The 20,280-nt window shown below is 69.8% G+C and carries 18 protein-coding genes and 1 pseudogene; 7 read left to right on the top strand and 12 right to left on the bottom strand.

Annotation, left to right across the window (positions count from 1 at the left end; translation table 11 throughout):
- Window positions 1-6: 6 nt before the first annotated feature.
- The gene (locus DIE02_RS08795) at window positions 7-1,245 is read right to left on the bottom strand and encodes an MFS transporter (protein WP_124486950.1); all 1,239 of its coding nucleotides are present in this window, start codon (window positions 1,243-1,245) and stop codon (window positions 7-9) included.
- Window positions 1,242-2,444, bottom strand: coding sequence for a serine hydrolase (locus DIE02_RS08800; protein ID WP_124486949.1), 1,203 nt, complete (start codon window positions 2,442-2,444; stop codon window positions 1,242-1,244). Before DIE02_RS08800 ends, DIE02_RS08795 begins: the two co-directional genes overlap by 4 nt.
- 113 nt (window positions 2,445-2,557) lie before the next feature.
- Here DIE02_RS08800 and DIE02_RS08805 point away from each other — a divergent pair.
- Window positions 2,558-3,435: pseudogene (locus DIE02_RS08805) on the top strand (LysR family transcriptional regulator).
- A 13-nt stretch (window positions 3,436-3,448) separates the two neighbouring features.
- On the opposite strand, the gene DIE02_RS08810 reads toward DIE02_RS08805, so the two are convergent.
- The 8 genes from DIE02_RS08810 to DIE02_RS08845 form a co-directional block, all read right to left on the bottom strand.
- On the bottom strand, window positions 3,449-4,558 hold the full coding sequence (locus DIE02_RS08810; RefSeq protein ID WP_124486947.1) for an ABC transporter ATP-binding protein: 1,110 nt from the start codon (window positions 4,556-4,558) through the stop codon (window positions 3,449-3,451).
- A 62-nt stretch (window positions 4,559-4,620) separates the two neighbouring features.
- Complete coding sequence (locus tag DIE02_RS08815; protein WP_124486946.1) at window positions 4,621-5,349, bottom strand: HAD family phosphatase; 729 nt, start codon at window positions 5,347-5,349, stop codon at window positions 4,621-4,623.
- Window positions 5,346-6,197 (bottom strand): carbohydrate ABC transporter permease, encoded by an 852-nt coding sequence (locus tag DIE02_RS08820; protein ID WP_124486945.1) that lies wholly within the window; start codon window positions 6,195-6,197, stop codon window positions 5,346-5,348. Before DIE02_RS08820 ends, DIE02_RS08815 begins: the two co-directional genes overlap by 4 nt.
- Window positions 6,194-7,141 (bottom strand): carbohydrate ABC transporter permease, encoded by a 948-nt coding sequence (locus DIE02_RS08825; RefSeq protein ID WP_044844473.1) that lies wholly within the window; start codon window positions 7,139-7,141, stop codon window positions 6,194-6,196. Before DIE02_RS08825 ends, DIE02_RS08820 begins: the two co-directional genes overlap by 4 nt.
- Before the next feature lie 102 nt (window positions 7,142-7,243).
- Complete coding sequence (locus tag DIE02_RS08830; RefSeq protein WP_044844474.1) at window positions 7,244-8,569, bottom strand: sugar ABC transporter substrate-binding protein; 1,326 nt, start codon at window positions 8,567-8,569, stop codon at window positions 7,244-7,246.
- A gap of 89 nt (window positions 8,570-8,658) precedes the next feature.
- Window positions 8,659-10,011, bottom strand: coding sequence for a D-tagatose-bisphosphate aldolase, class II, non-catalytic subunit (locus tag DIE02_RS08835; RefSeq protein ID WP_124528865.1), 1,353 nt, complete (start codon window positions 10,009-10,011; stop codon window positions 8,659-8,661).
- Window positions 9,999-10,955 carry a sugar kinase gene (locus DIE02_RS08840; RefSeq protein ID WP_185702612.1) on the bottom strand — a complete coding sequence of 319 codons (957 nt, stop codon included), beginning with the start codon at window positions 10,953-10,955 and terminating at the stop codon, window positions 9,999-10,001. The genes DIE02_RS08835 and DIE02_RS08840 overlap by 13 nt, the downstream gene beginning before the upstream one ends.
- A gap of 72 nt (window positions 10,956-11,027) precedes the next feature.
- Window positions 11,028-11,804 carry an L-iditol 2-dehydrogenase gene (locus DIE02_RS08845; protein ID WP_124486942.1) on the bottom strand — a complete coding sequence of 259 codons (777 nt, stop codon included), beginning with the start codon at window positions 11,802-11,804 and terminating at the stop codon, window positions 11,028-11,030.
- 328 nt (window positions 11,805-12,132) lie between these two features.
- On the opposite strand from DIE02_RS08845, the gene DIE02_RS08850 reads away from it, so the two are divergent.
- The 5 genes from DIE02_RS08850 to DIE02_RS08870 all read left to right on the top strand — a co-directional run bounded on the left by DIE02_RS08850 (window position 12,133) and on the right by DIE02_RS08870 (window position 15,716).
- Window positions 12,133-12,594 carry a Fur family transcriptional regulator gene (locus tag DIE02_RS08850; protein ID WP_014896195.1) on the top strand — a complete coding sequence of 154 codons (462 nt, stop codon included), beginning with the start codon at window positions 12,133-12,135 and terminating at the stop codon, window positions 12,592-12,594.
- A 48-nt stretch (window positions 12,595-12,642) separates the two neighbouring features.
- On the top strand, window positions 12,643-13,557 hold the full coding sequence (locus DIE02_RS08855; protein ID WP_124486941.1) for a metal ABC transporter solute-binding protein, Zn/Mn family: 915 nt from the start codon (window positions 12,643-12,645) through the stop codon (window positions 13,555-13,557).
- Window positions 13,558-13,570: 13 nt separating this feature from the next.
- Window positions 13,571-14,464: an ABC transporter ATP-binding protein gene (locus DIE02_RS08860; RefSeq protein ID WP_044844478.1), complete on the top strand. Its 894-nt coding sequence runs from the start codon at window positions 13,571-13,573 to the stop codon at window positions 14,462-14,464.
- Window positions 14,457-15,242 (top strand): metal ABC transporter permease, encoded by a 786-nt coding sequence (locus DIE02_RS08865; protein ID WP_124486940.1) that lies wholly within the window; start codon window positions 14,457-14,459, stop codon window positions 15,240-15,242. The genes DIE02_RS08860 and DIE02_RS08865 overlap by 8 nt, the downstream gene beginning before the upstream one ends.
- Window positions 15,243-15,437: 195 nt before the next feature.
- Window positions 15,438-15,716 (top strand): hypothetical protein, encoded by a 279-nt coding sequence (locus DIE02_RS08870; protein ID WP_124486939.1) that lies wholly within the window; start codon window positions 15,438-15,440, stop codon window positions 15,714-15,716.
- Window positions 15,717-15,744: 28 nt separating this feature from the next.
- On the opposite strand, the gene fghA is transcribed toward DIE02_RS08870, so the two are convergent.
- Both fghA and DIE02_RS08885 read right to left on the bottom strand, forming a co-directional pair.
- A complete protein-coding gene (fghA, locus tag DIE02_RS08875; RefSeq protein ID WP_124486938.1) occupies window positions 15,745-16,593 on the bottom strand; it encodes an S-formylglutathione hydrolase in 849 nt (282 codons plus the stop codon).
- A gap of 257 nt (window positions 16,594-16,850) precedes the next feature.
- Window positions 16,851-18,302 (bottom strand): xylulokinase, encoded by a 1,452-nt coding sequence (locus DIE02_RS08885; protein WP_124486937.1) that lies wholly within the window; start codon window positions 18,300-18,302, stop codon window positions 16,851-16,853.
- A gap of 449 nt (window positions 18,303-18,751) precedes the next feature.
- Between DIE02_RS08885 and DIE02_RS08890 the strand changes: the two genes are divergently transcribed.
- Window positions 18,752-20,128, top strand: coding sequence for a nucleobase:cation symporter-2 family protein (locus DIE02_RS08890; protein ID WP_185500334.1), 1,377 nt, complete (start codon window positions 18,752-18,754; stop codon window positions 20,126-20,128).
- The last annotated feature ends 152 nt before the right edge of the window (window positions 20,129-20,280 follow it).

Genomic DNA, 20,280 nt, shown 5'->3' on the forward strand with positions numbered 1-20,280 from the left:
GCACGCTCACGCGGCCGCGCACGGCGCCGGAAACGCATGCCGGCGCGCGCGCCATGCGCCGAGCCACGCAGCCGCCAGCAGCGCGACCAGCACCCACGGAATCGCGCCCGCGCCCGTCGCGCCGAGCAGCATCCCGCCCGCGATGCCGCCGCCCGCGATCGCGAGGTTCCACACCGTCACGAGCATCGACTGCGCGACGTCGGCCGCATCGCCCGCCGCGTTCGCGGTGGCCGTCTGGAACAGCGTCGGCGCGCCGCCGAACGCGAGCCCCCACAGCGCGACACCCGCATAAACGATCGTCATCCCGGACCCGGCACCGAGCATCGCCGCCGCAAGCGCGAACAGCGCGATGCTCGCGAGCGTCAGCCGCCGCTGCGCGGCGCCGATCCATGCGCCCGTCAGCGCGATGCCGACCAGCGACGCGATACCGAACACGAACAGCACCGCATCGACCTGCGCGCCCATCCGCACGCCGGCAAGGAACGGCGCGACGTACGTGTACAGCATGTTGTGCGCGAGCACATAGGCGAACATCACGACCAGCACCGGCCGCACGCCGGGCAGTGCGATCACGCCGAGCACCGGCTCGCGGGCGCCGGCGGGCTGCCCCGGATAGTCGGGCACGCGCAGCCGGATCCAGCCGATCAGCGCGAGCGCCGCGACCGTGATGCCCGCGAACGCGATGCGCCAGCCGAACATCGCGCCGAGCGCGGTGCCGGCCGGGATGCCGATCGACATCGCGACCGGCGCGCCGAGCATCGCGACCGCGATCGCCCGGCCGCGCAGCGATGCGTCGACCATCCGGCTCGCATAGCCGGCCAGGAGCGCCCACAACAGCCCGGCCGACATGCCCGCGACGAAGCGCGCGGCGAGCGTGAGCGCGTAATACGGCGACGCTGCCGTCAACGCATTCGACACGACGAACCCCGCAAGCGCCGCGAGCAGCAGCCGGCGCCTGCGCATCGCGCGCGTCGCGGCGACGAGCGGGATCGCCGCGACGATCGAGCCGAGCGCGTAGACGGTCACGAGCTGGCCGATCAACGCCTCGGTCACGCGCAGGTCGATGCTCATCAACGGGAGCAAGCCGGCCGGCAACGCTTCGGTGAGGATCGTGATGAACCCGGCGGTGGCGAGCGCCAGCAGGTTCGCGACCGGCAGGCGTTCGCGCACCGGTGCGGACAGACCGGACGCCGGGTCGGCGACGCGGTCGGAAGCGCGGTCGGGAACGGATACGCACCCGCTCATGCCGCGCTCCGGTCGTCGACGCCATACACCGCGTCGCGCACGTCGGTGACGACACGCCCGTGCATCCCTTCGTACAACGTATTGGTCAGCGCGACGACCGTCAGCCCGGCCGCGCGGTCGACGAACCACGCATGCCCGTACGCACCGCCCCAGCGCCACGTGCCGACCGACTCCGGCGACTGCGCGGCCGCCGGATCGCGCAGCACCGAAAAACCGAGCCCGAAACCGAATCCCGGCGCGTCCGGCAGGTCGTGCGCGCCCGGCTGCACGCGCGCCATCTCGTCGATCCAGCGGCGCGCGAGCCAGCCGTCGCGGCCGGTGCGCAACGCATCGAGCAGCGTCATGCAGTCCAGCGCGGTGCCCACCATTCCCGCGCCGCCCGACGGCCACGCGGCCGCGTCGAACGCGCGCGCCGGCGCGAAGCGGATGCCGACCGTGCCGTCGTACACCGGCGCGAGATCGTCGTCGGCCATCCGGCGCGGCGCGCCCGGCGTGCTGACGTACGGCGTCGCGAAGCGCGCGGCGTCATTCGAGTAGAACGCGGTGTCGGTCATCCCGAGCGGCGTCGTGACGAGCGCGGCCACGGCTTCGGCGAGCGGCCGGCCGTCGACCGCCTCGATCAGCGCGCCGACCACGTCGGTCGCGAGCGAGTAGTCCCACGACGTGCCGGGCGCGAACCGCAGCGGCACGCCGGCGATGCGCCGCACGTTCTCCGCGAGCGACAGGTCCGCGCGGTCCATCCCGTCGGACACGCCGGCACGCGCATACGGGCCGTCGGCGTCGGCTTCGAGGAAGCGGTAGCCGAGCCCGGCCGTATGCGAAAGCAGATGACGCAACGTGATGTCGGCCGGCGTGCCGTCGGGCAGCGTCGGCCGGAACGCGGGCAACCAGCGCGCGACCGGCTCGTCGAGCCCGATGCGCCCCGCCGCGACCAGCCGCATCGCGGCGGCCGTCACGATCGGCTTCGATACCGATGCGAGCCGGAACAGCGTGTCCTCCCGCATCGGCGTGCCGGCCTCGCGATCGGCCAGACCGGCCGCGCGCGCATAGCGAAGTTGGCCGTGGCGGGCGACCAGCACGACCGCGCCGACCACGCGCGCATCGGCCAGCGCGCGATCGAGCGCGGCGTCGAGGCGCTCGGGCAGCGCGGCGTCGGCATCCGGTTCGGCGCGGTGGGCGGTGACAGGCAGGGATGACATGGCGTGACCTCGAACAGTGAAGGAACGCCCATCGTAGGGAGCCGGCGCGAGAAGAAAAACCGGGTTAGAGTTCCGGACACTCCGGACATCGATGTCCGCAATCGAGAACCAGCATGGAAAATCTTGGCGGCTTCGTCGTGTTCGTCCAGGTCGCGGAAACGCGCAGTTTCGTCGCGGCCGGCCGCGCGCTCGGGCTGTCGGCGTCGGCGATCGGCAAGCGCGGCTCGAGGCGCGGCTGAACGTGCGCCTCTTTCACCGCAGCACGCGCAGCATCACGCTGACCGCGGAAGGCACGCGCTTCCTGGAACGGTGCCGGCGCGTGATCGCCGAGATCGACGCGGCCGAGCAGGAACTGACGCACAGCGCCGAAGCGCCGCGCGGGCGCCTGCGCGTGAGCCTGCCGACGATCGGCACGCTGCTGCTGCCGCTGCTCGCCGATTTCATGGCCGCGTATCCGGAGATCGAACTCGACATCGATTTCAGCGACCGCCTCGTCGACGTCGTCGAGGAAGGCTTCGACGCGGTGCTGCGCACCGGCCAGCCGACGGATTCGCGGCTGTCGTCGCGGCTGCTGCGCCATTTCCGCCAGCACCTCGTCGCGTCGCCCGGCTACCTCGCGCGGCACGGCACGCCGCGCACGCCGGCCGATCTCGCGCAGCATCGCTGCCTGCACTACCGCTTTCCGAGCAGCGGCAAGCTCGAGACCTGGCCGCTGCGCGTGCCGCATGCGAGTACGCCGCCCGAGGTGCCGGTCGCGATGGTCAGCAACAGCGCGGAAGCGCGCCTGTGCTTCACGCTGCGCGGGCTCGGCATCGCGTGCCTGCCCGAGTTCTTCGTGCGCGACGCGCTCGACGACGGCACGTTGTGCGCGGTGCTCGACGAACACGTCGCGAGCTGCACGCCGATCTACGTCCTGTGGCCGTCAGGCCGCCATCCGACGCCGAAACTGCGCGCCTTCGTCGATTACATGGCCGACCACCTGCGGCTCTGACCGGCGCGCGCCCTCACGCCGCCTTCGCGTGCGCGCTCAAGCGCCGGAACGCCTGACCTTGCTCGTCGAACAGGTGGCAGTGCTCGGCCTGCGCATGCACGTGCAGCGCCTCGCCGGTGCGGTACGTGTCGAGCGGCGGAATCCGCGCGATCAGCCCGTCCGGCGCGACCGCCGACTCCGCATACAGGTACGCGGCATCGCCGAGCGATTCGACGGCCATCGTCCGCGCGGCCACGCCGGTCTCCGCCTGCCCCACCATCAGATGTTCGGGCCGCACGCCGACGGTCACCGCCGCGCCGCGCAGCAGTCCGGCCGCCTCGACCGCGACGCGCTGCGTCTCGCCGCTGCCGAAGCGCACCAGCACGCCGGCCGCGTCGACCGACTCGACGGTGCCTTTCAGGAAGTTCATCTTCGGCGAGCCGATGAAGCCCGCGACGAACTGGTTGGCCGGCGCGTGGTACAGCGCGTTCGGCGTGCCGACCTGCTGCACCGCGCCGCCCGACAGCACGACGATCTTGTCGGCGAGCGTCATCGCCTCGACCTGGTCGTGCGTCACGTAGATCATCGTGGTCTTCAGCTCGTCGTGCAGCCGCGCGAATTCCAGCCGCATCTTCACGCGCAGCGCCGCGTCGAGGTTCGACAACGGCTCGTCGAACAGGAACACCTTCGGCTTGCGCGTGATCGCGCGGCCGATCGCGACGCGCTGCCGCTGGCCGCCCGACAGCTGCTTCGGCTTGCGGTCGAGCAGGTGGTCGATGTGCAGGATCTTCGCGGCCTGCTTCACCGCCTGCTCGATCTCGGGCTTCTTCGCGCCGGCGAGCTTCAGGCCGAACGCCATGTTGTCGTACAGCGTCATGTGCGGGTACAGCGCATACGACTGGAACACCATCGCGATGCCGCGCTTGGCGCTCGGCACGTCGTTGACCTTCGCGCCGTCGATCAGCAGCTCGCCGCTCGAGATGTCCTCGAGCCCGGCGATCATCCGCATCAGCGTGGATTTGCCGCAGCCGCTCGGCCCGACGAACACGACGAATTCGCCGTCGGCGATGTCGAGGTTCACGTTGCGCAGCACTTCGGTGTCGTCGTAGCGCTTCGCGATGTTGCGCAGGAGCACGCTTGCCATGGTCTGTCTCCGTTCGTTCGTGATGCGCCGCGTTGAAGGCGGCGCGCATTCGTTCCTGGTTGCTAGCCCGGCAGCACCGCGCCAGTCGCCTGCCAGCGCGCGACGTAGCCGGGCAGCTCGTGCATGTCGTCGAATACGTGACGCGCGCCGATCCCGCGCAACGCGTCGATCTGCGCGGCCGACGCATGCCCGCCGCCGACGAAGCCGAGCACGGTCATGCCGGCCGCGGCGGCCGCGGTGATGCCGGTCACGCTGTCCTCGACGACGAGGCACTGCGCGGGCACCGCGCCGAGCGCACGCGCGGCCGCGAGATACACGTCGGGCGCCGGCTTCGGCCTCGCCACGGCGTCCGCGCAGAACAGCCGGTCGCCGAAGAAGCGCGCGAGGCCGGTGCGCGCGAGCGCCGCCTCGACGTACGCGCGGTAGCTGTTGCTCGCGCACGCGGTCGTCAGGTTGAGCGCCGCGAGGGCCTTGTCGATGCCGTCGACCATCGGCGCGTTGACGGCCGCCGCCTCGACCGCGCGGCGGATCGCGTCGACGTCGCCGGTCGACAGCGTGCGGCCGACGGCCTCGCCCGCGCCGGCCAGCACGCGCTCGATGCGCAGCCCGAGCAGCGGCATCACCGCCGGCCGCGCGTCGACACCCGGCCAGCGCGCATCGAGCTCGCGCACGATCACGTCGGCGGCGACGGCCTCGCTGTCGATCAGCACGCCGTCGCAGTCGCAGATCAGCACGTTCATCCCGTGACCGAACGCGCGTTCGCCGGCCGCACCTTCGCCGGTAGCGCTCATTTGACCGCCCCGAACGTGAGCCCGCGCACGAGCTGCTTCTGCGACAGCCAGCCGACGATCAGGATCGGCGCGACCGCGAGCAGGGAAGCCGCGGACAGCTTCGCCCAGAACAGCCCCTCGGGGCTCGAGTACGACGCGATGAACACGGTCAGCGGCGCGGCGTTCGAGCTCGACAGGTTGATGCTCCAGAACGCCTCGTTCCACGACAGGATCACGAGCAGCAGCGCGGTGGACGCGAGCCCCGGCAGCGCCATCGGCATCAGCAGGTAGACGATCTCCTGCCACGTCGACGCGCCGTCGATGCGCCCCGCTTCGAGGATGTCCTTCGGGATCTCGTTGAAGTACGTGAAGGTCATCCACACCGCGATCGGCAGGTTGATCAGCGTGTACACGATCACGAGGCCCGACACGGTATCGAGCAGCCCCGCGTTCTTCCACAGCAGGTAGATCGGCACGAGCACGCCGACCGACGGCATCATCTTGGTCGACAGCATCCACAGCAGCACCTTCTGCGTGCGGTGGTTCGGGAAGAACGCCATGGCGTAGGCCGCCGGCACCGCGAGCAGCAGCGAGATCACCGTGACGCCGGCCGAGATCAGCACCGAGTTCCACGCGAACGAGAAGTAGTTGCTGCGCGCGAACACCTCGCGGAAGCTGTCGAGCGTCGGCATGAAGAACAGCGTCGACGCATACGCCTGCTGCTCGGTCTTGAACGCGGTGATCGCCATCCAGAAGATCGGGAAGAACAGCAGCAGCGCGAGCAGCCACGCGAGCGCGCCGGGCAGCGCGCGCCGCACGAGGTCGAATGCAGCCGGCGCGCGCCGGCCTTCCAAAGTCAGGTCGCTCATTTCTCGTACTCCCCCTTCAGGTTGCGCGCGAGCATCCGCACCAGGAAGAACGACACGACGTTCGCGACCACGACGGCGATGATCCCGCCCGCGGATGCGAGGCCGACGTCGAACTGCTGCAGGCCGAGCGCATAGATCAGGTACGACAGGTTGGTCGTCGCATCGCCCGGGCCGCCGCCCGTCGTCGTGTAGATCTCCGCGAAGATCGACAGCAGGAAGATCGTCTCCATCATCACGACCACGGCGATCGCGCGCTTCAGGTGCGGCAGCGTGATGTAGAAGAACATCGCGATCGGGCCCGCGCCGTCGATGCGCGCGGCTTCCTTCTGCTCCTGGTCGAGCGACTGGATCGCGGTGAACAGGATCAGGAACGCGAACGGCAGCCACTGCCACGCGACGATGATGATCACGGCGGTGAGCGGATAATCGGCGAACCAGTCGATCGGCGTCATCCCGAGCGCGCGCATCGCGTTCGCGACGAGCCCGTACACCGGATGCAGGATCATGTTCTTCCAGATCAGCGCGGCGACCGTCGGCATCACGAAGAACGGCGCGATCGCGAGCAGGCGGGCCACGCCCTGCCCGTAGAACTTGCGGTCGAACAGCACGGCCATCAGCACGCCGCCGACCACGGTGATCGCGAGCACCGCGCCGATCAGCACGAGCGTGTGCCAGATCGCGGGCAGGAACGACGGATCGGTCGCGAGGAAGCGGTAGTTGTCGATCCCGGCGAAGCCCTTCACGTCCGGGTTCAGCAGGTTGTAGCGCGAGAACGAATACCAGATCGTCATCGCGAGCGGGATCGACATCCACAGCAGCAGCACCGCGACGGACGGCGACACGAGCCAGCTGGCGCCGCCGCGCGCGCGGCGCGGCGCGCCCGGCGGCGACGATGCGTCGCCGACCGGCGACGCGTGGCTCAGGGGAAGACGCAAATGACGCATGATCGGAGTCCCTCCGGTTGAGACGCGGGCACGAACGGGCGGCCCGCCTTTCTGCATCGGCGACGCGCACCGTGCGCGGCGGCGCGCACGGTGCCAGCCGCGTTACTTCTTGTAGCCGGCCTGCCGGACCGCGCGGTCGGCCGCCGCCTGCCCGGCGGCGAGCGCCTGGTCGACCGTCATCTGGCCGGCCACCGCACCCGCGATCGCCTGCCCGACCACCGTGCCGAACGACTGGAATTCAGGAATCCCGACGTACTGCACGCCCGTGTACGGCACCTTCTTCAGCGACGGATCGTTCGGGTCGGCCGTCTCGATCGCCTTCAGCACGAAGTCCGAGAACGGCGCGGCGGCCTTGTACTCGGCGCGCTGGTAGGTCGACGTGCGGGTGCCCGGCGGCACCGACGCCCAGCCTTCGTCCTTGCCGACCATCTCGATGTACTGCTTCGACGTCGCCCACGCGATGAACTTGCGCGCGGCGTCCTGCTGCTTCGACGTCTTCGGCACGGCCAGCGCCCACGCCCACAGCCAGTGCGAGCCCTTCGGCGTGGCGGCGACCGGCGCGGCGGCGAAGCCGATCCGGTCGGCGACCTGCGACTGCTGTTTGTTATAGAGCATCCCGGCCGCGACCGTCGCGTCGATCCACATCGCGCACTTGCCCGACGCGGTCAGGGTCAGGTTCTCGTTGAAGCCGTTCGAGCTCGCTCCCGGCGGGCCGTCCTTCTTCAGCAGGTTCACGTAGAAGCCGATCGCCTTCTTCCATTCCGGCGACGTGAGCTGCGCGTTCCAGTTCTCGTCGAACCAGCGCCCGCCGAACGTGTTCACGACCGTCGACACGTACGCCATGTTCTCGCCCCAGCCGGCCTTGCCGCGCAGGCAGATCCCGTAGGTGCCCTTCGCCTTGTCGGTGAGCTTGTCCGCGAACTCGGCGATCTGGTCGTAGGTCGGCTGGTCGGGCATCTTGAGCCCCTTCGCCGCGAACAGGTCCTTGCGGTAGAACGTCATCGAGCTCTCGACGTAGAACGGCAGCGCATACAGCTGGCCGTTGTACGACAGGCTGTCGCGTGCGGTCTTCACGATGTCGTTCAGGTCGTAGTCGGCGGGCAGCCCCGTGATCGGCGCGAGCCAGCCGCGCTTGCCCCACTGCGGCGTCTCGTAGGTGCCGATCGCCATCACGTCGAACTGGCCGCTGCCGGTCGTGATGTCGGTGGTCGCGCGCTGGCGCAGCACGTTCTCCTCGAGGATCACCCAGTTCAGCTTGATATCCGGGTTCGCCTTCTCGAACGCCGGCGACAGCTTCTTCAACTCGATCATGTCCGGGTTGTTCAGCGTCGCGATCGTCAGCGTGCCGGCGGACGCCGCGCACGCGGCCGTCGCGAGCGCGGCCCCGGCGAAGCAGCGTACGGCGGCATCGAGCATCTTTCGTTGCATGGCATGTCTCCTGTGATTGTTCGAACTGTCGTCGGTGTTGCGTATTGCGTATTGCGTGTGTCGCGTTGCTGCACTTCCTTCGCGGCCCGTCACGCCGGCCGCTGCATCCCGCACGCGCGCGCATAGTGCGCGATCACGTCGCGTATCCGGTGGCGCACCCAGGCGCGCGGCTCCTTCGCGAGGCCACCCGCACGGCACGCCGCGTACACGTCCGGCAGCCACTGCGCGACGAGCGTTTCGGGCACCGGTTGCCGCGCGAGGTTGTCGAGCAACTGCTCGACCGCCGCCGCGACGGCCGGCTGCAGCCAGTAGTAGCGGATCCGGTCGCTGTAGCCGAACTGGCGCGCGAGCCGCTGCTCGGTCTCGTCGCCGCGGTAGTACGGCGCCCAGTGCTCGGGCTGCGCGCGCATCGCGGCATCGACCACGTCGCGCAACCGCGAGCGCTGCGCGCCGTCGCCGATCAGCGCGTCCTCGATGAAGGTGAGCGCGAACAGCGCCTCGCGCAGCGCGAAGGTCAGCGCGGGGCCAACCTTCAGCACCGCGAAGTGGTCGCGCACGAGCGCGGCGAGCGCGCCTTCGGTCTGGTAGTCGGTCGAATGCGCTTCGAACACGAGGCGCGGCGTGCGCAGGATGCTTGCACCGAGCGATGCGGCCTTCGCGCTGTCGTAGTCGAGCACGTGGCGATCGTCGAAATCGACGCCCGGCTGCGCGACGATCGCGACCACGCGCGTCCATGCGTCGTCGAGCCCGGCCGCCGCGAATGCGCTGCGATGCGCGTCGAGCGTCGCCGCGATGCTGTCGCTGCGCGTGACCGCGATCCGCGCGATCGCATCGCCGGCTGCGTCGCCGGCCACTTCGCCGCCCGGCGTCGGCACCTCGGTGCCGATCACGTAGACGGGCGCGACGCCGGCGCGCGCCGCCGCGTCTTCGGCCGCGCGGCACAGCCCGGCCGCGCGCGCGGCGATCGTCCGGTCGTCGAGCCGCGCCGGATCGTCCGCACACGCCATGCTCGCATCGAGATGGATCTTCTCGAACCCGGCTTCGACATACGCGGCGACCATCGCGGCCGCTTCGCGCATCGCGTCGGCCGCGCGGCGGTGCCGCCACGGGTTCGGTCCCAGATGATCGCCGCCGAGCACCAGCGCCGACGGCGCGAGCCCGCAGCGCTGCGCGATCGCATCGACGTCGCGCCGGAAATCGGCGGGCGTCATGCCCGTATAGCCGCCGAGATGGTTCACCTGGTTGCAGGTCGCCTCGATCAGGAGCGGCGAGCCGTCCGCGCGCGCGGCCTCGCACGCGGCCTCCAGCACGAGCCGGTGCGCGCTGCAGACCGAATAGATGCCGCGCTGCGCCTGCGCGCGGTTCGCGTCGAAGATCATTCGCAGCACGGCGCCGGCGTGCGCGCTGCGCGGGCGTTCGGCAGTGGAAGTCAGGCCGGGCATGCGACACCTCGTTCGGTCAGGAAGCGGTCAATCTCGGCCGCGCTGCTGTTGCCCTCCATCGGGCCGCGCCGCGTGACCGCGATCGCGCCGGCCGCGTTCGCGCGGCGCAATGCGACGTCGATCGGCTGGCCGGCGACGAGACTCGCGACCAGCGTGCCGCCGAAGCAGTCGCCGGCGCCGGTCGGGTCGCGTTCGTCGACGGGATAAGCCGGCGCGTCGACGCGGCTCGCACGGTCGAACGCGACGCTGCCGGCCGCGCCACGCTTGAGCACGACGCGTTCGAGCAGCGGATGCGTCGCGAGCAGCCCGGCGATCGCGCGCTCGGCCGGCTGCGGCCCGCAGAAGAACGGCAGGTCGGCCTCGCTCGGCAGGAACAGGTGGCACGCGGCGAGCAGCGTGTCGAGCGCCGCGCGCATCGGGCGGAAGCTCAGCATCTCGGGCCGCACGTTCGGGTCGAACGACACCTTCGCGCCGGCGCGCGCCGCCTCGATCACGCCGCGCTGGACCGCCGCGATCGCCGATTCGCTCGTCAGCGACGAGCCCATCACGTGGAAGTAGCGGCAGCCGTCGAACATCGATGTATCGACGTCGGATGCGTCGACGCACGCGGCAGCGCTGGTCGACAGACTGAACACGAAGCTGCGCGAACCGTCGTCGCGATACGCGACGAACGCGGTGCCGGTCGGACGTGCGACGCGGCGGATGCGCGCGACGTCGACGCCATCGCGCTCGAGCCGCGCGACGATCGCGTCGCCGAACGCGTCGCGGCCGACGCAGCCCGCATACGCGACGCGCACGCCGAGCCGCGCGGCCTGGTCGGCGAAGATCGCCGGCGCGCCGCTCGGGAACGGGCCCGCGAACAGGCCCGGCACGTCGAAGCCCTGGCCGCGCTCGGCGGCGACGAATTCGGCCAGCAGTTCGCCGGCAACCACGATCTCCGCCATCATGCGTGTCCTCGTGCGGCGGCGGCCGCGCGCGGCACGAACGCCAGGGGTAAGCGTGCGAGCGGCGCCACTTCAGCTCATCCAGTTGCCGCCGTCGACGTTCAGCGTCTGGGCGGTGATGTAGTCGGCGTCGGCCGACGCGAGGAACAGCGCGGCGCCCGTCAGGTCGCCCGGCACGCCCATCCGCCCGAGCGGCACGGCAACGCCGACGAGCCGCTTCTTCTCGCCGAGCGGCCGGTTCTCGTAGCGCGCGAACAGCGCATCGACCTGCTCCCACATCGGCGTGTCGACCACGCCCGGCGCGATGCCGTTCACGTTGATCCGGTGCGGTGCGAGCGCGAGCGCGGCCGACTGTGTATAGCTGATCACCGCGGCCTTGGTCGCGCAGTAGTGCGAAACGAGTGCCTCGCCGCGACGCCCCGCCTGCGATGACATGTTGACGATCTTGCCGCCGCGGCCCTGCTCGACCATCCGCTGCGCGACCGCCTGCATCAGGAAGAACAGCCCTTTCACGTTGACCGCGAACAGCCGGTCGAACACGTCCCAGGATTCGTCGAGGAGCGGGCGCATGTCGAACAGCGCCGCGTTGTTGAACAGGATGTCGACGCCGCCGAAGCGCTCGACCGCGGTCGCGACGATGCGCGCGATGTCGTCGCGGCGCGTGACGTCCGCGGTAACGGCCACCGCCCGGCCGGGATTTTGCTCGATCAGCCGCGCGAGCGAGCCGCTCGGCGGCTTCACGTCGACCAGCACGCAGCGCGCGCCCTCGTCCAGATAGCGTTGCGCGACCGCTTCGCCGATGCCGCTTGCCGCGCCCGTCAGGATCGCGACCTTGTCTGCCAGTCTCACTGGTTGTCTCCGGTTCGTTCTGCTGCACGAAGGCCGCGAGGTGAGCGAACGCTCGCCGGCCGATCAATTGCTCTGTTGTTGATCGAATGATCGGATACGCGATTCATGCTGTCAAGGCGACACGGCGGCTTTCGATGATGCGCTGCGGCACGGCCGCGCCGTGCGCCGGCCGGCGACCCGCGCCCGGCAAGGCGCGGCGGGCTGGGTGCGGCGCGGCTGAAACGGCGCTGAAGGGGACAGAGCGCGTGCATCGGCAGGAATTCGGGCTGCACGGCATGGAGATACGTTATATCATCGCGATACTTCGTTTCATTGCCTGCTTCACGCCATGGCCACCTCATCGCCCATCGACGCCCGGCTGTCCCGGGCCGACGCATTCGCCGCCGAGCACGGGCTCGCGTGGACGCCGCTGCGCCGCCAGGTCTACGAACGCGTGCTGGCCGCGCAGCGCCCGATCGGCGCGTACGACCTGCTCGCCGAGCTCGAGCCCCAACGCGGCCGCGTGCCGCCCACGACCGTCTATCGCGCGCTGGATTTCCTCGTCGAGCACGGCTTCATCCACCGGATCGAATCGAAGAACGCGTTCTTCGCGTGCTGCGAGATCGGCGTGCCGCACGAAGGCCAGTTCCTGATCTGCGATTCGTGCGGCGAGACCGTCGAGATCCCGGGCAGCGACCTCGCGAAACAGTTGTCCGCGAGCGAGCCCGCGCACGGGTTCGAAGTCCACCACCAGGTCGTCGAGCTGAACGGCCTGTGCGGGCACTGCAAGGGCAAGCCCGCGCAACGCTGACACCGCACCGCGCGGCGCACGGCGCCGCCCCTTCCAACGAGGAGTTTCATGTCCATTGCCCTGAAGCGCGCGCCGCGGCGCGCCCTGCCGCTTGCCCGCCTGCTGGCCGCTGCTGCTGCCGCGCTGTCGATCGCGGCGCCCGCGTTCGCGCAGGCCGCGACCGTCAACGTGGTCGCCGCCGAGAATTTCTATGGCGACGTCGCGTCGCAGATCGGCGGCCGCCATGTCGCGGTAACCAGCATCCTCAGCAGTCCCGACCAGGATCCGCACCTGTTCGAAGCGAGCCCAAAGACTGCGCGCGCGCTGCAGCACGCGCAGGTCGTGATCTACAACGGGGCGAACTACGACCCGTGGATGGCCAAGCTGCTGTCCGCATCGAAGCAGGCGAAGCGCGCGACGATCGTCGTCGCGGATCTCGTCGGCAAGAAGGCCGGCGACAACCCGCACCTGTGGTACGACCCGGCGACCATGCCGGCCGCGGCGCGCGCGATCGCGGCCGAGCTCGGCCGGGCCGACCCGGCGAACAAGGCCGACTACGACGCGAACCTGCAGAAGTTCGTCGCGTCGCTGAAGCCGATCGACGACAAGGTCGCCGCGCTGCGCGCGCAGTACAAGGGCGTGCCGGTGACGGCCACCGAGCCGGTGTTCGGCTACATGTCGGATGCGATCGGCCTCGACATGCGCAACCAGCGCTTCCAGCTCGCGACGATGAACGACACCGAAGCCAGCGCGCAGGACGTCGCCGCGTTCGAGAACGACCTGCGCAAGAAGCAGGTGCGCGTGCTGATCTACAACAGCCAGGCCGAAGCGCCGATGACCATGCGCCTGCTGAAGGTCGCGCGCGACGGCGGCGTGCCGAGCGTCAGCGTCACCGAGACGCAACCGGCCGGCAAGACCTTCCAGCAATGGATGGCCGGCCAGCTCGACGCGCTCGCGGCCGCGCTTTCCGCCAGCAAGAAATGATTCACGCTACGACATGACCGCCACTCCCCACGCACTCGCACTCGATCGCGTCACGCTCGAACTGGGCGGACGCACGATCCTGCGCGACGTGAGCTTCTCGATCGAACCCGGCGAATTCGTCGGCGTGCTCGGGCCGAACGGCGCGGGCAAGACGACGCTGATGCGCGCGGTGCTCGGCCTCGTGCCCGTCACGGGTGGCACGCTGTCGGTCGGCGGCGTGCCGGTCGTGCGCGGCAACGCGTCGATCGGCTACATGCCGCAGATCAGAAGCGGCCTCGCGAATCGCCGGATGCGCGGCTACGACTTCGTCGCGATGGCCGCCGACGGCCACCGCTGGGGGCTGCCGCACACGAACGCCGCGACGCGGCGCGACGTCGACCGCGTGCTCGACCTCGTCGGCGGCCCGACGCTCGCGCGCCGGCCGCTGTCGGAACTGTCGGGCGGCGAGCGGCAGCGCCTGCTGCTCGCGCAGTGCCTGCTCGGCAGCCCGAAGCTGCTGCTGCTCGACGAGCCGCTGATCAGCCTCGACCCGAACCACCAGCGCGGCGTCGTCGAACTCGTGCGCAACGTCCAGCGCGAGCTCGGCATCACCGTGCTGTTTTCCGCGCACGAACTGAATCCGCTGCTGAACGCGCTCGACCGCGTGCTGTATCTCGGCAACGGCGTCGCGGCGCTCGGCACCGTCGACGAGGTGATCACGAAACCCGTGCTGTCGCGGCTCTACGGCTCGCCGATCGACGTGATGCGCGTGAACGGCAGGATCTTCGTGATGTCGGGCGACGTCGAAATCGAGAAGCACGATCACGAACACGAGGACGACGACGGCCACTCGCACGGCGGCGGCGGTCACGATCACGGTCACCACCACCACGGACACGCTCATCCCGGGCATTCGCACGATGTTTGAATACGACTTCATGATCAACGCGTTCGCCGCGTCGGGGATCGTCGCGGTGCTCGCGGGCATCGTCGGCTACTTCCTGGTGCTGCGCGGACAAACCTTCGCCGGCCACGCGCTGTCGCACGTCGGCTTCACCGGCGCGACCGGCGCGGTGCTGCTCGGCATCTCGCCGATCTGGGGGATGGTCGGCTTCACGCTCGCGGCCGGGATCGGGATGGGCGCGCTCGGCGAACGGCTCGCGGGCCGCGACGTCGCGATCGGCGTGATCCTGTCGGGCGCGCTCGGCTTCGGGCTGCTGTTCCTGCATTTCTACACGTCGTTCGCGACGCAGGTCACCGCGCTGCTGTTCGGCAACGTGCTCGCGGTCAGCCACGATACGCTCGCGGTGCTGGCCGGCATCGGCGCGGTGAGCCTCGCCGCGCTCGCGCTGATCGCGCGGCCGCTGCTGTTCGCGTCGCTGCAGCCCGAGCTGGCCGAAGCCAAGGGCGTGTCGCTGCGCACGGTGTCGATGCTGTTCCTCGCGGTGTGCGCGCTCGCGGTGGCCGCGGCGACGCAGATCGTCGGCGTACTGCTCGTGTTCACGCTGCTGGTCGGGCCGGCCGCGGCCGCGCAGAACGTGTCGACGCGGCTGTCGACCGGCGTGCTGCTCGCCGCGCTGTTCGCGCTGTTCGAAGCGTGGGCCGGGATCGCGCTCGCGTATCACACCGACTGGCCGACGAGTTTCTGGATCACCGCGCTGTCCGCGCTCGTGTATGGGGCGAGCCTGTTGCGGCGACGCACATGACGTTCAGCCGGCGCTCGACAGGGTGCGCAATCGCGCATGTCGGCACGCCCCCAAAGGCGTGCACGGAATCAGCAGGGGATGCGTGACCATCGAATCGACGATCGATTACGCGCGACTGAGAAACTTGCTGACCGCGTAGAAGCCGGTTCCGATCCCCGGCCCCTCCGTGCGTGCGTACGGCACGATTACAGTCAAATGAAGCGAGTCGCGTACCGAGCCGCGGTGACCGCTTGGGTACTCGTGGCATCCGTGTCGCTTGCACGGCTGTGCCTCACTCACGAGTCGTTCGCACTGCCGATACCCGAGCGCACGTGGGCTTGGCTCGTCACGCATGTTCCCGGATTCTGGGACGGCGAGTCGGGCGATGATCTCGTCATCGTCGTGCACTTGCTGATAGCGCTTGCGGTCGTGATACCGGTGACCTGGCTCGCCTTGCGCACGCTGCGAAAGTGGAAGCGCCGCGCCACTCGCTGATGGCGGATGGCGCGGCCGGTTTATCGCACTAACGTGCCAGCACCCGCGCATGATGCGCGACGTGATCGGCGATGAACGTCGAGATGAAGTAATAACCGTGGTCGTAGCCCGCATGGCGGCGCAGCGTCAGCGGCTGGCCGGCTTTCGCGCACGCGGCTTCGAACACGTCGGGGTTCAGCTGGTTCGCGAGGAACTGGTCGGCGAGGCCCTGGTCGACGAGGATGCCGTCCGCGAACTTCGGCGCATCCGCGCGCGCGACGAGATCGCTTGCGTCGTGCTCTTTCCATGCTTCGCGGTCGGCACCCAGATAACCCGAGAACGCCTTCTCGCCCCACGGGCAGCGCGTCGGCGCGGCGATCGGCGCGAACGCCGACACCGACCGGTACAGGTCGGGGTGACGCAGCGCGAGCGTCAGCGCGCCGTGTCCGCCCATCGAGTGGCCGAAGATCCCGAGCCGCGCGCCGTCGATCGGCAGCTCGGCCGCGACGAGTTCGCGCAGCTCGCCCGTCACGTAGGACTCCATCCGGTAGTGCGTCGACCACGGTGCTTGCGTCGCGTCGACATAGAAACCCGCACCGACGCCGAAATCCCACGCCTCCGACTCGCCCGGCACACCCGCGCCGCGCGGGCTCGTGTCGGGCATCACGAGCGCGAGGCCGTGCTGTGCCGCGTACTGCTGCGCGCCGCCCTTGATCGCGAACGTCTCCTCGGTGCAGGTGAGCCCCGCGAGATAGAACAGCGCCGGCACGCGGCCGTGCGCCGCCTGCGGCGGCAGGTACACCGAGAACTTCATCGGCAGGCCGATCGCCTTCGAATCGTGGCGATAGAAGCGTTGCTCGCCACCGTGGCAAGCGTGCGAAGAAACGAGTTCGAGCATGGGGTTCCCTTCCGTTCAATACAGCACGATCGGGCGAATCGATTCGCCCTTCTTCATCGGGTCGACGCCGTCGTCGAGCATCTCGCGCGGCAGAGCGCGCGTGATCAGGTCGCGCCGTGCCGCGCGACACGGCAAAGCCGTATCGTGTCCGGCATGATCTCCGATCCCGCTGCCCGGCGCGCGCGGGAAACGGCCGCCGGCTTGCCGCGAGGCGTCACCGTGGTCGCAACAGGACAATCCAGGACAAGTGCCCGAGTTTAAACGCCGCTCGTGAACCACGCATCCGTTCGCGCATACAGATCGATGAAACGCGCATGGCGGGCGGCCAGCGCGCGATCGTCGCGCGGCGCGGCGACGGGCGACGCAGCCGGCGCCAGCGTGCGCAGCGCGTCGTCGCGCCAGTGTCCGATCGCGACGCCGGCGAGCAGCGCGGCACCGCGCGTCGCGGCGTTCGGGCAATCGACCGCGTCCAGCGACGCGCCGAGCGCATCCGCGAGCAACTGGCGCCAGCGCGGATCGACCGAGCCGCCGCCGGCGAGGCGCAGCGCCGTCACCGGATCGGCCGGGTTCGCAGCGCGGATCGCATCGAGCCCCGCGCGCAGCCCGAACGCGACGCCTTCGAATGCGGCGCGCATCATCGCGCCGCGCGTGTCGCCGAGCCCGAGCCCGAGCCAGCCGCCGCGCGCGTCGGGATTCATCCACGGCGAGCGCTCGCCCGTCAGGTACGGCAGGAAGCACAGCCGCTCGGACGCCGGCTGCGCGAACGCGTCGTCGTACGCATCCGCCCAGCCCGGATAGCCGAGCCAGCCGCGCACGGCTTCGAGCGCGAGCCCGACGTTCTGCATCGCGGCCATCGTGTAATAACCGTCGCCGGCTGCCGCGCGATAGCGGTGCAGCCCGCGCCGCGCGGGCGGCAGCGCATCCGCGAGCACGACGATCTGGCCGCCGCTGCCGGTGGTCAGCAGCGCGTCGCCGGCCGCGACGAGCCCGCTGCCGAGCGCCGCGCACGCCGTATCGGCCGCCCCCGTCGCCAGCGGCACGCCGGCCGGCAGCCCGAGTGCCGCCGCGGCCTTCGCATCGAGCACGCCGCAGCGCGCGCCCGACGCCCGCACCGGCGCGAATCGGTCGAGCGGCAGGCCCAGCGACTCGATCAGCGCCGTATCCCATGCGCCGTCCGGCGTCGCGAGCGCGGTCGCGCACGCGTCGCTCGGATCGGCCACGACCTCGCCGCCCAGCGCCACGCGCAGCCAGTCCTTCGGCTGCACGGCCCAGCGTGCGGCCCGCAGCGCCTGCGGTTCGTGTGCGGCCAGCCAGCGCAACAGCGGCCCCGCCATGCCGGGCGCGACGGGATTCGGTGCGACGGGCAAACCGGCGACGGGCCAATCCGCCGCGTCCGCTTCGCGCACCGCGCGCGTATCGGGCCACAACAGCGCGGGCCGCACCGGCTGCCCGGCCGCGTCGATCAGCACGACGCCATGCATCTGGCCGGAGAAGCCGATCGCGGCGACCTGCGCGCGCTCGCCGGCCGGCAGCCGCGCGGCGGCCCGCACGAGCGCCTGCCACCAGACGTCGGGCGCGATTTCGGCCCAGCCGGGCTGCGGCGACGACAACGCATAGGGTTCGCTCGCCACCGCGCGCTCGATGCCATCGGCATCGAGCGTGACGAGTTTGACGGAGCCGGTGCCGAGGTCGATTCCGAGCAGGCGCATGACGGGATGGCGTAGTCGAGTGGACGGATATCGATGATAGCGGGATCGCGCCATGCGCCCCGATTTTTGCGACGCTTTCGGCCGCGCGGCGACGCGAAAACACGGTCGTGAACGACCGGCTTCGCCGGGCCGCACCTTGCCCGCCAAAACAGCCGCTCGCGGGTTAACCCGGCGCGATCTTGCTCCGGTCGTTTTTGCCACTATGCCGCGGTCGCGATACACACCATAAAGCGGCCGATATTTGACACGGGGGTCCGCGCTATTTTGTAGGGCTATAAAACCGGGGAACCTCACTCCAGCGGCAGTTTCCCGATGATCGACACCCTGTTTCATGCCGACCAGGCATATCGAACCAGCAAAGAACGGAATAGAACCCAGCGCTCTTGTTGCGATGTGGCATTCCGCATAACTTCGTACCACCCCGAAAACAAGATCATGGAGTGAGACAGATGCAATCGAACACGGTCCATCCGTGCGATGAGGTGCTGCCGACCGGCAAGCTTGTAACGCTTGGTCTCCAGCACGTCCTCGTCATGTACGCCGGCGCCGTCGCCGTGCCGCTTATCGTCGGCGGCGCGCTGAAGCTGCCGAAAGACCAGATCGCGTTCCTGATCAGCGCCGATCTGTTTTCGTGCGGCATCGCCACGCTGATCCAGACGCTCGGCCTGTGGATCTTCGGGATCCGCCTGCCCGTCATCATGGGCTGCACGTTCGCGGCCGTCGGCCCGATGATCGCGATCGGCACCAACCCCGGCCTCGGCATTCTCGACGTCTTCGGCTCGACCATCGCGGCCGGCATCATCGGCATCGTGCTCGCGCCGATGATCGGCAAGCTGTTGCGGTTCTTCCCGCCGGTCGTGGTCGGCACCGTGATCGCGGTGATCGGGCTGTCGCTGATGGAAGTCGGGATCAACTGGGCAGCCGGCGGCGTCGGCAACCCCGAATACGGCAGCCCCGTCTACCTCGGCCTGTCGCTGCTCGTGCTCACGCTGATCCTGCTGATCAACAAGTACGGCCGCGGCTTCCTCGCGAACATCTCGGTGCTGCTCGGCATCGTCGCCGGCTTCGTGATCGCGTTCGCGATCGGCCGCGTGAATACCGACGGCGTCGCGCACGCACCGTGGGTCGGCTTCGTGATGCCGTTCCACTTCGGCCTGCCGCACTTCGACCCGCTGTCGATCGCGACGATGGTCACGGTGATGTTCGTCACGTTCATCGAATCGACCGGCATGTTCCTCGCGGTCGGCGACATGGTCGATCGTCCGGTCAACCAGGACCGCCTCGTGCGCGGCCTGCGCGTCGATGGCCTCGGCACGCTGATCGGCGGCATCTTCAACTCGTTCCCGCATACGTCGTTCTCGCAGAACGTCGGCCTGATCGGCGTGACGGGCGTGAAGAGCCGGTTCGTCTGCGCGACGGGCGGCGTGATCCTGGTGCTGCTCGGCCTGTTCCCGAAGATGGCGCAGGTCGTCGCGTCGGTGCCGCCGTTCGTGCTCGGCGGCGCGGGCATCGTGATGTTCGGGATGGTGGCCGCGAACGGCATCAAGGTGCTGTCGAAGGTCGACTTCGTGAACAACTCGCACAACCTGTTCATCGTCGCCGTGAGCGTCGGCATGGGACTCGTGCCGGTCGTGTCGCCGCACTTCTTCTCGAAGCTGCCGCCCGCGCTCGCCCCGATCCTGCATAGCGGCATCCTGCTCGCGTCGGCCACCGCCGTGATCCTGAACGTCGTGTTCAACGGCGTGAAGGGCGAGAAAGACGCGCGTTGCGAGATCCGCCGCGCAGGGCACGACTTCGACGGACGCCCGGCCGACGTGCATCACTGATCGGTCCGACCCGGACGCGCCGAAGGACGGCGCGATACGGTAAAGGAAAAACGCCACGGCTTGCCGTGGCGTTGTGCTTTGCGGCGAGTGATTGAGCGACGATAGCGGAGGTGCCGGTGATGACGATCCGCGGTCGCGGCCAACCGAACCGG

The organism is Burkholderia sp. Bp8991 (assembly GCF_003853795.1).
Classification (GTDB): Bacteria; Pseudomonadota; Gammaproteobacteria; order Burkholderiales; family Burkholderiaceae; genus Burkholderia.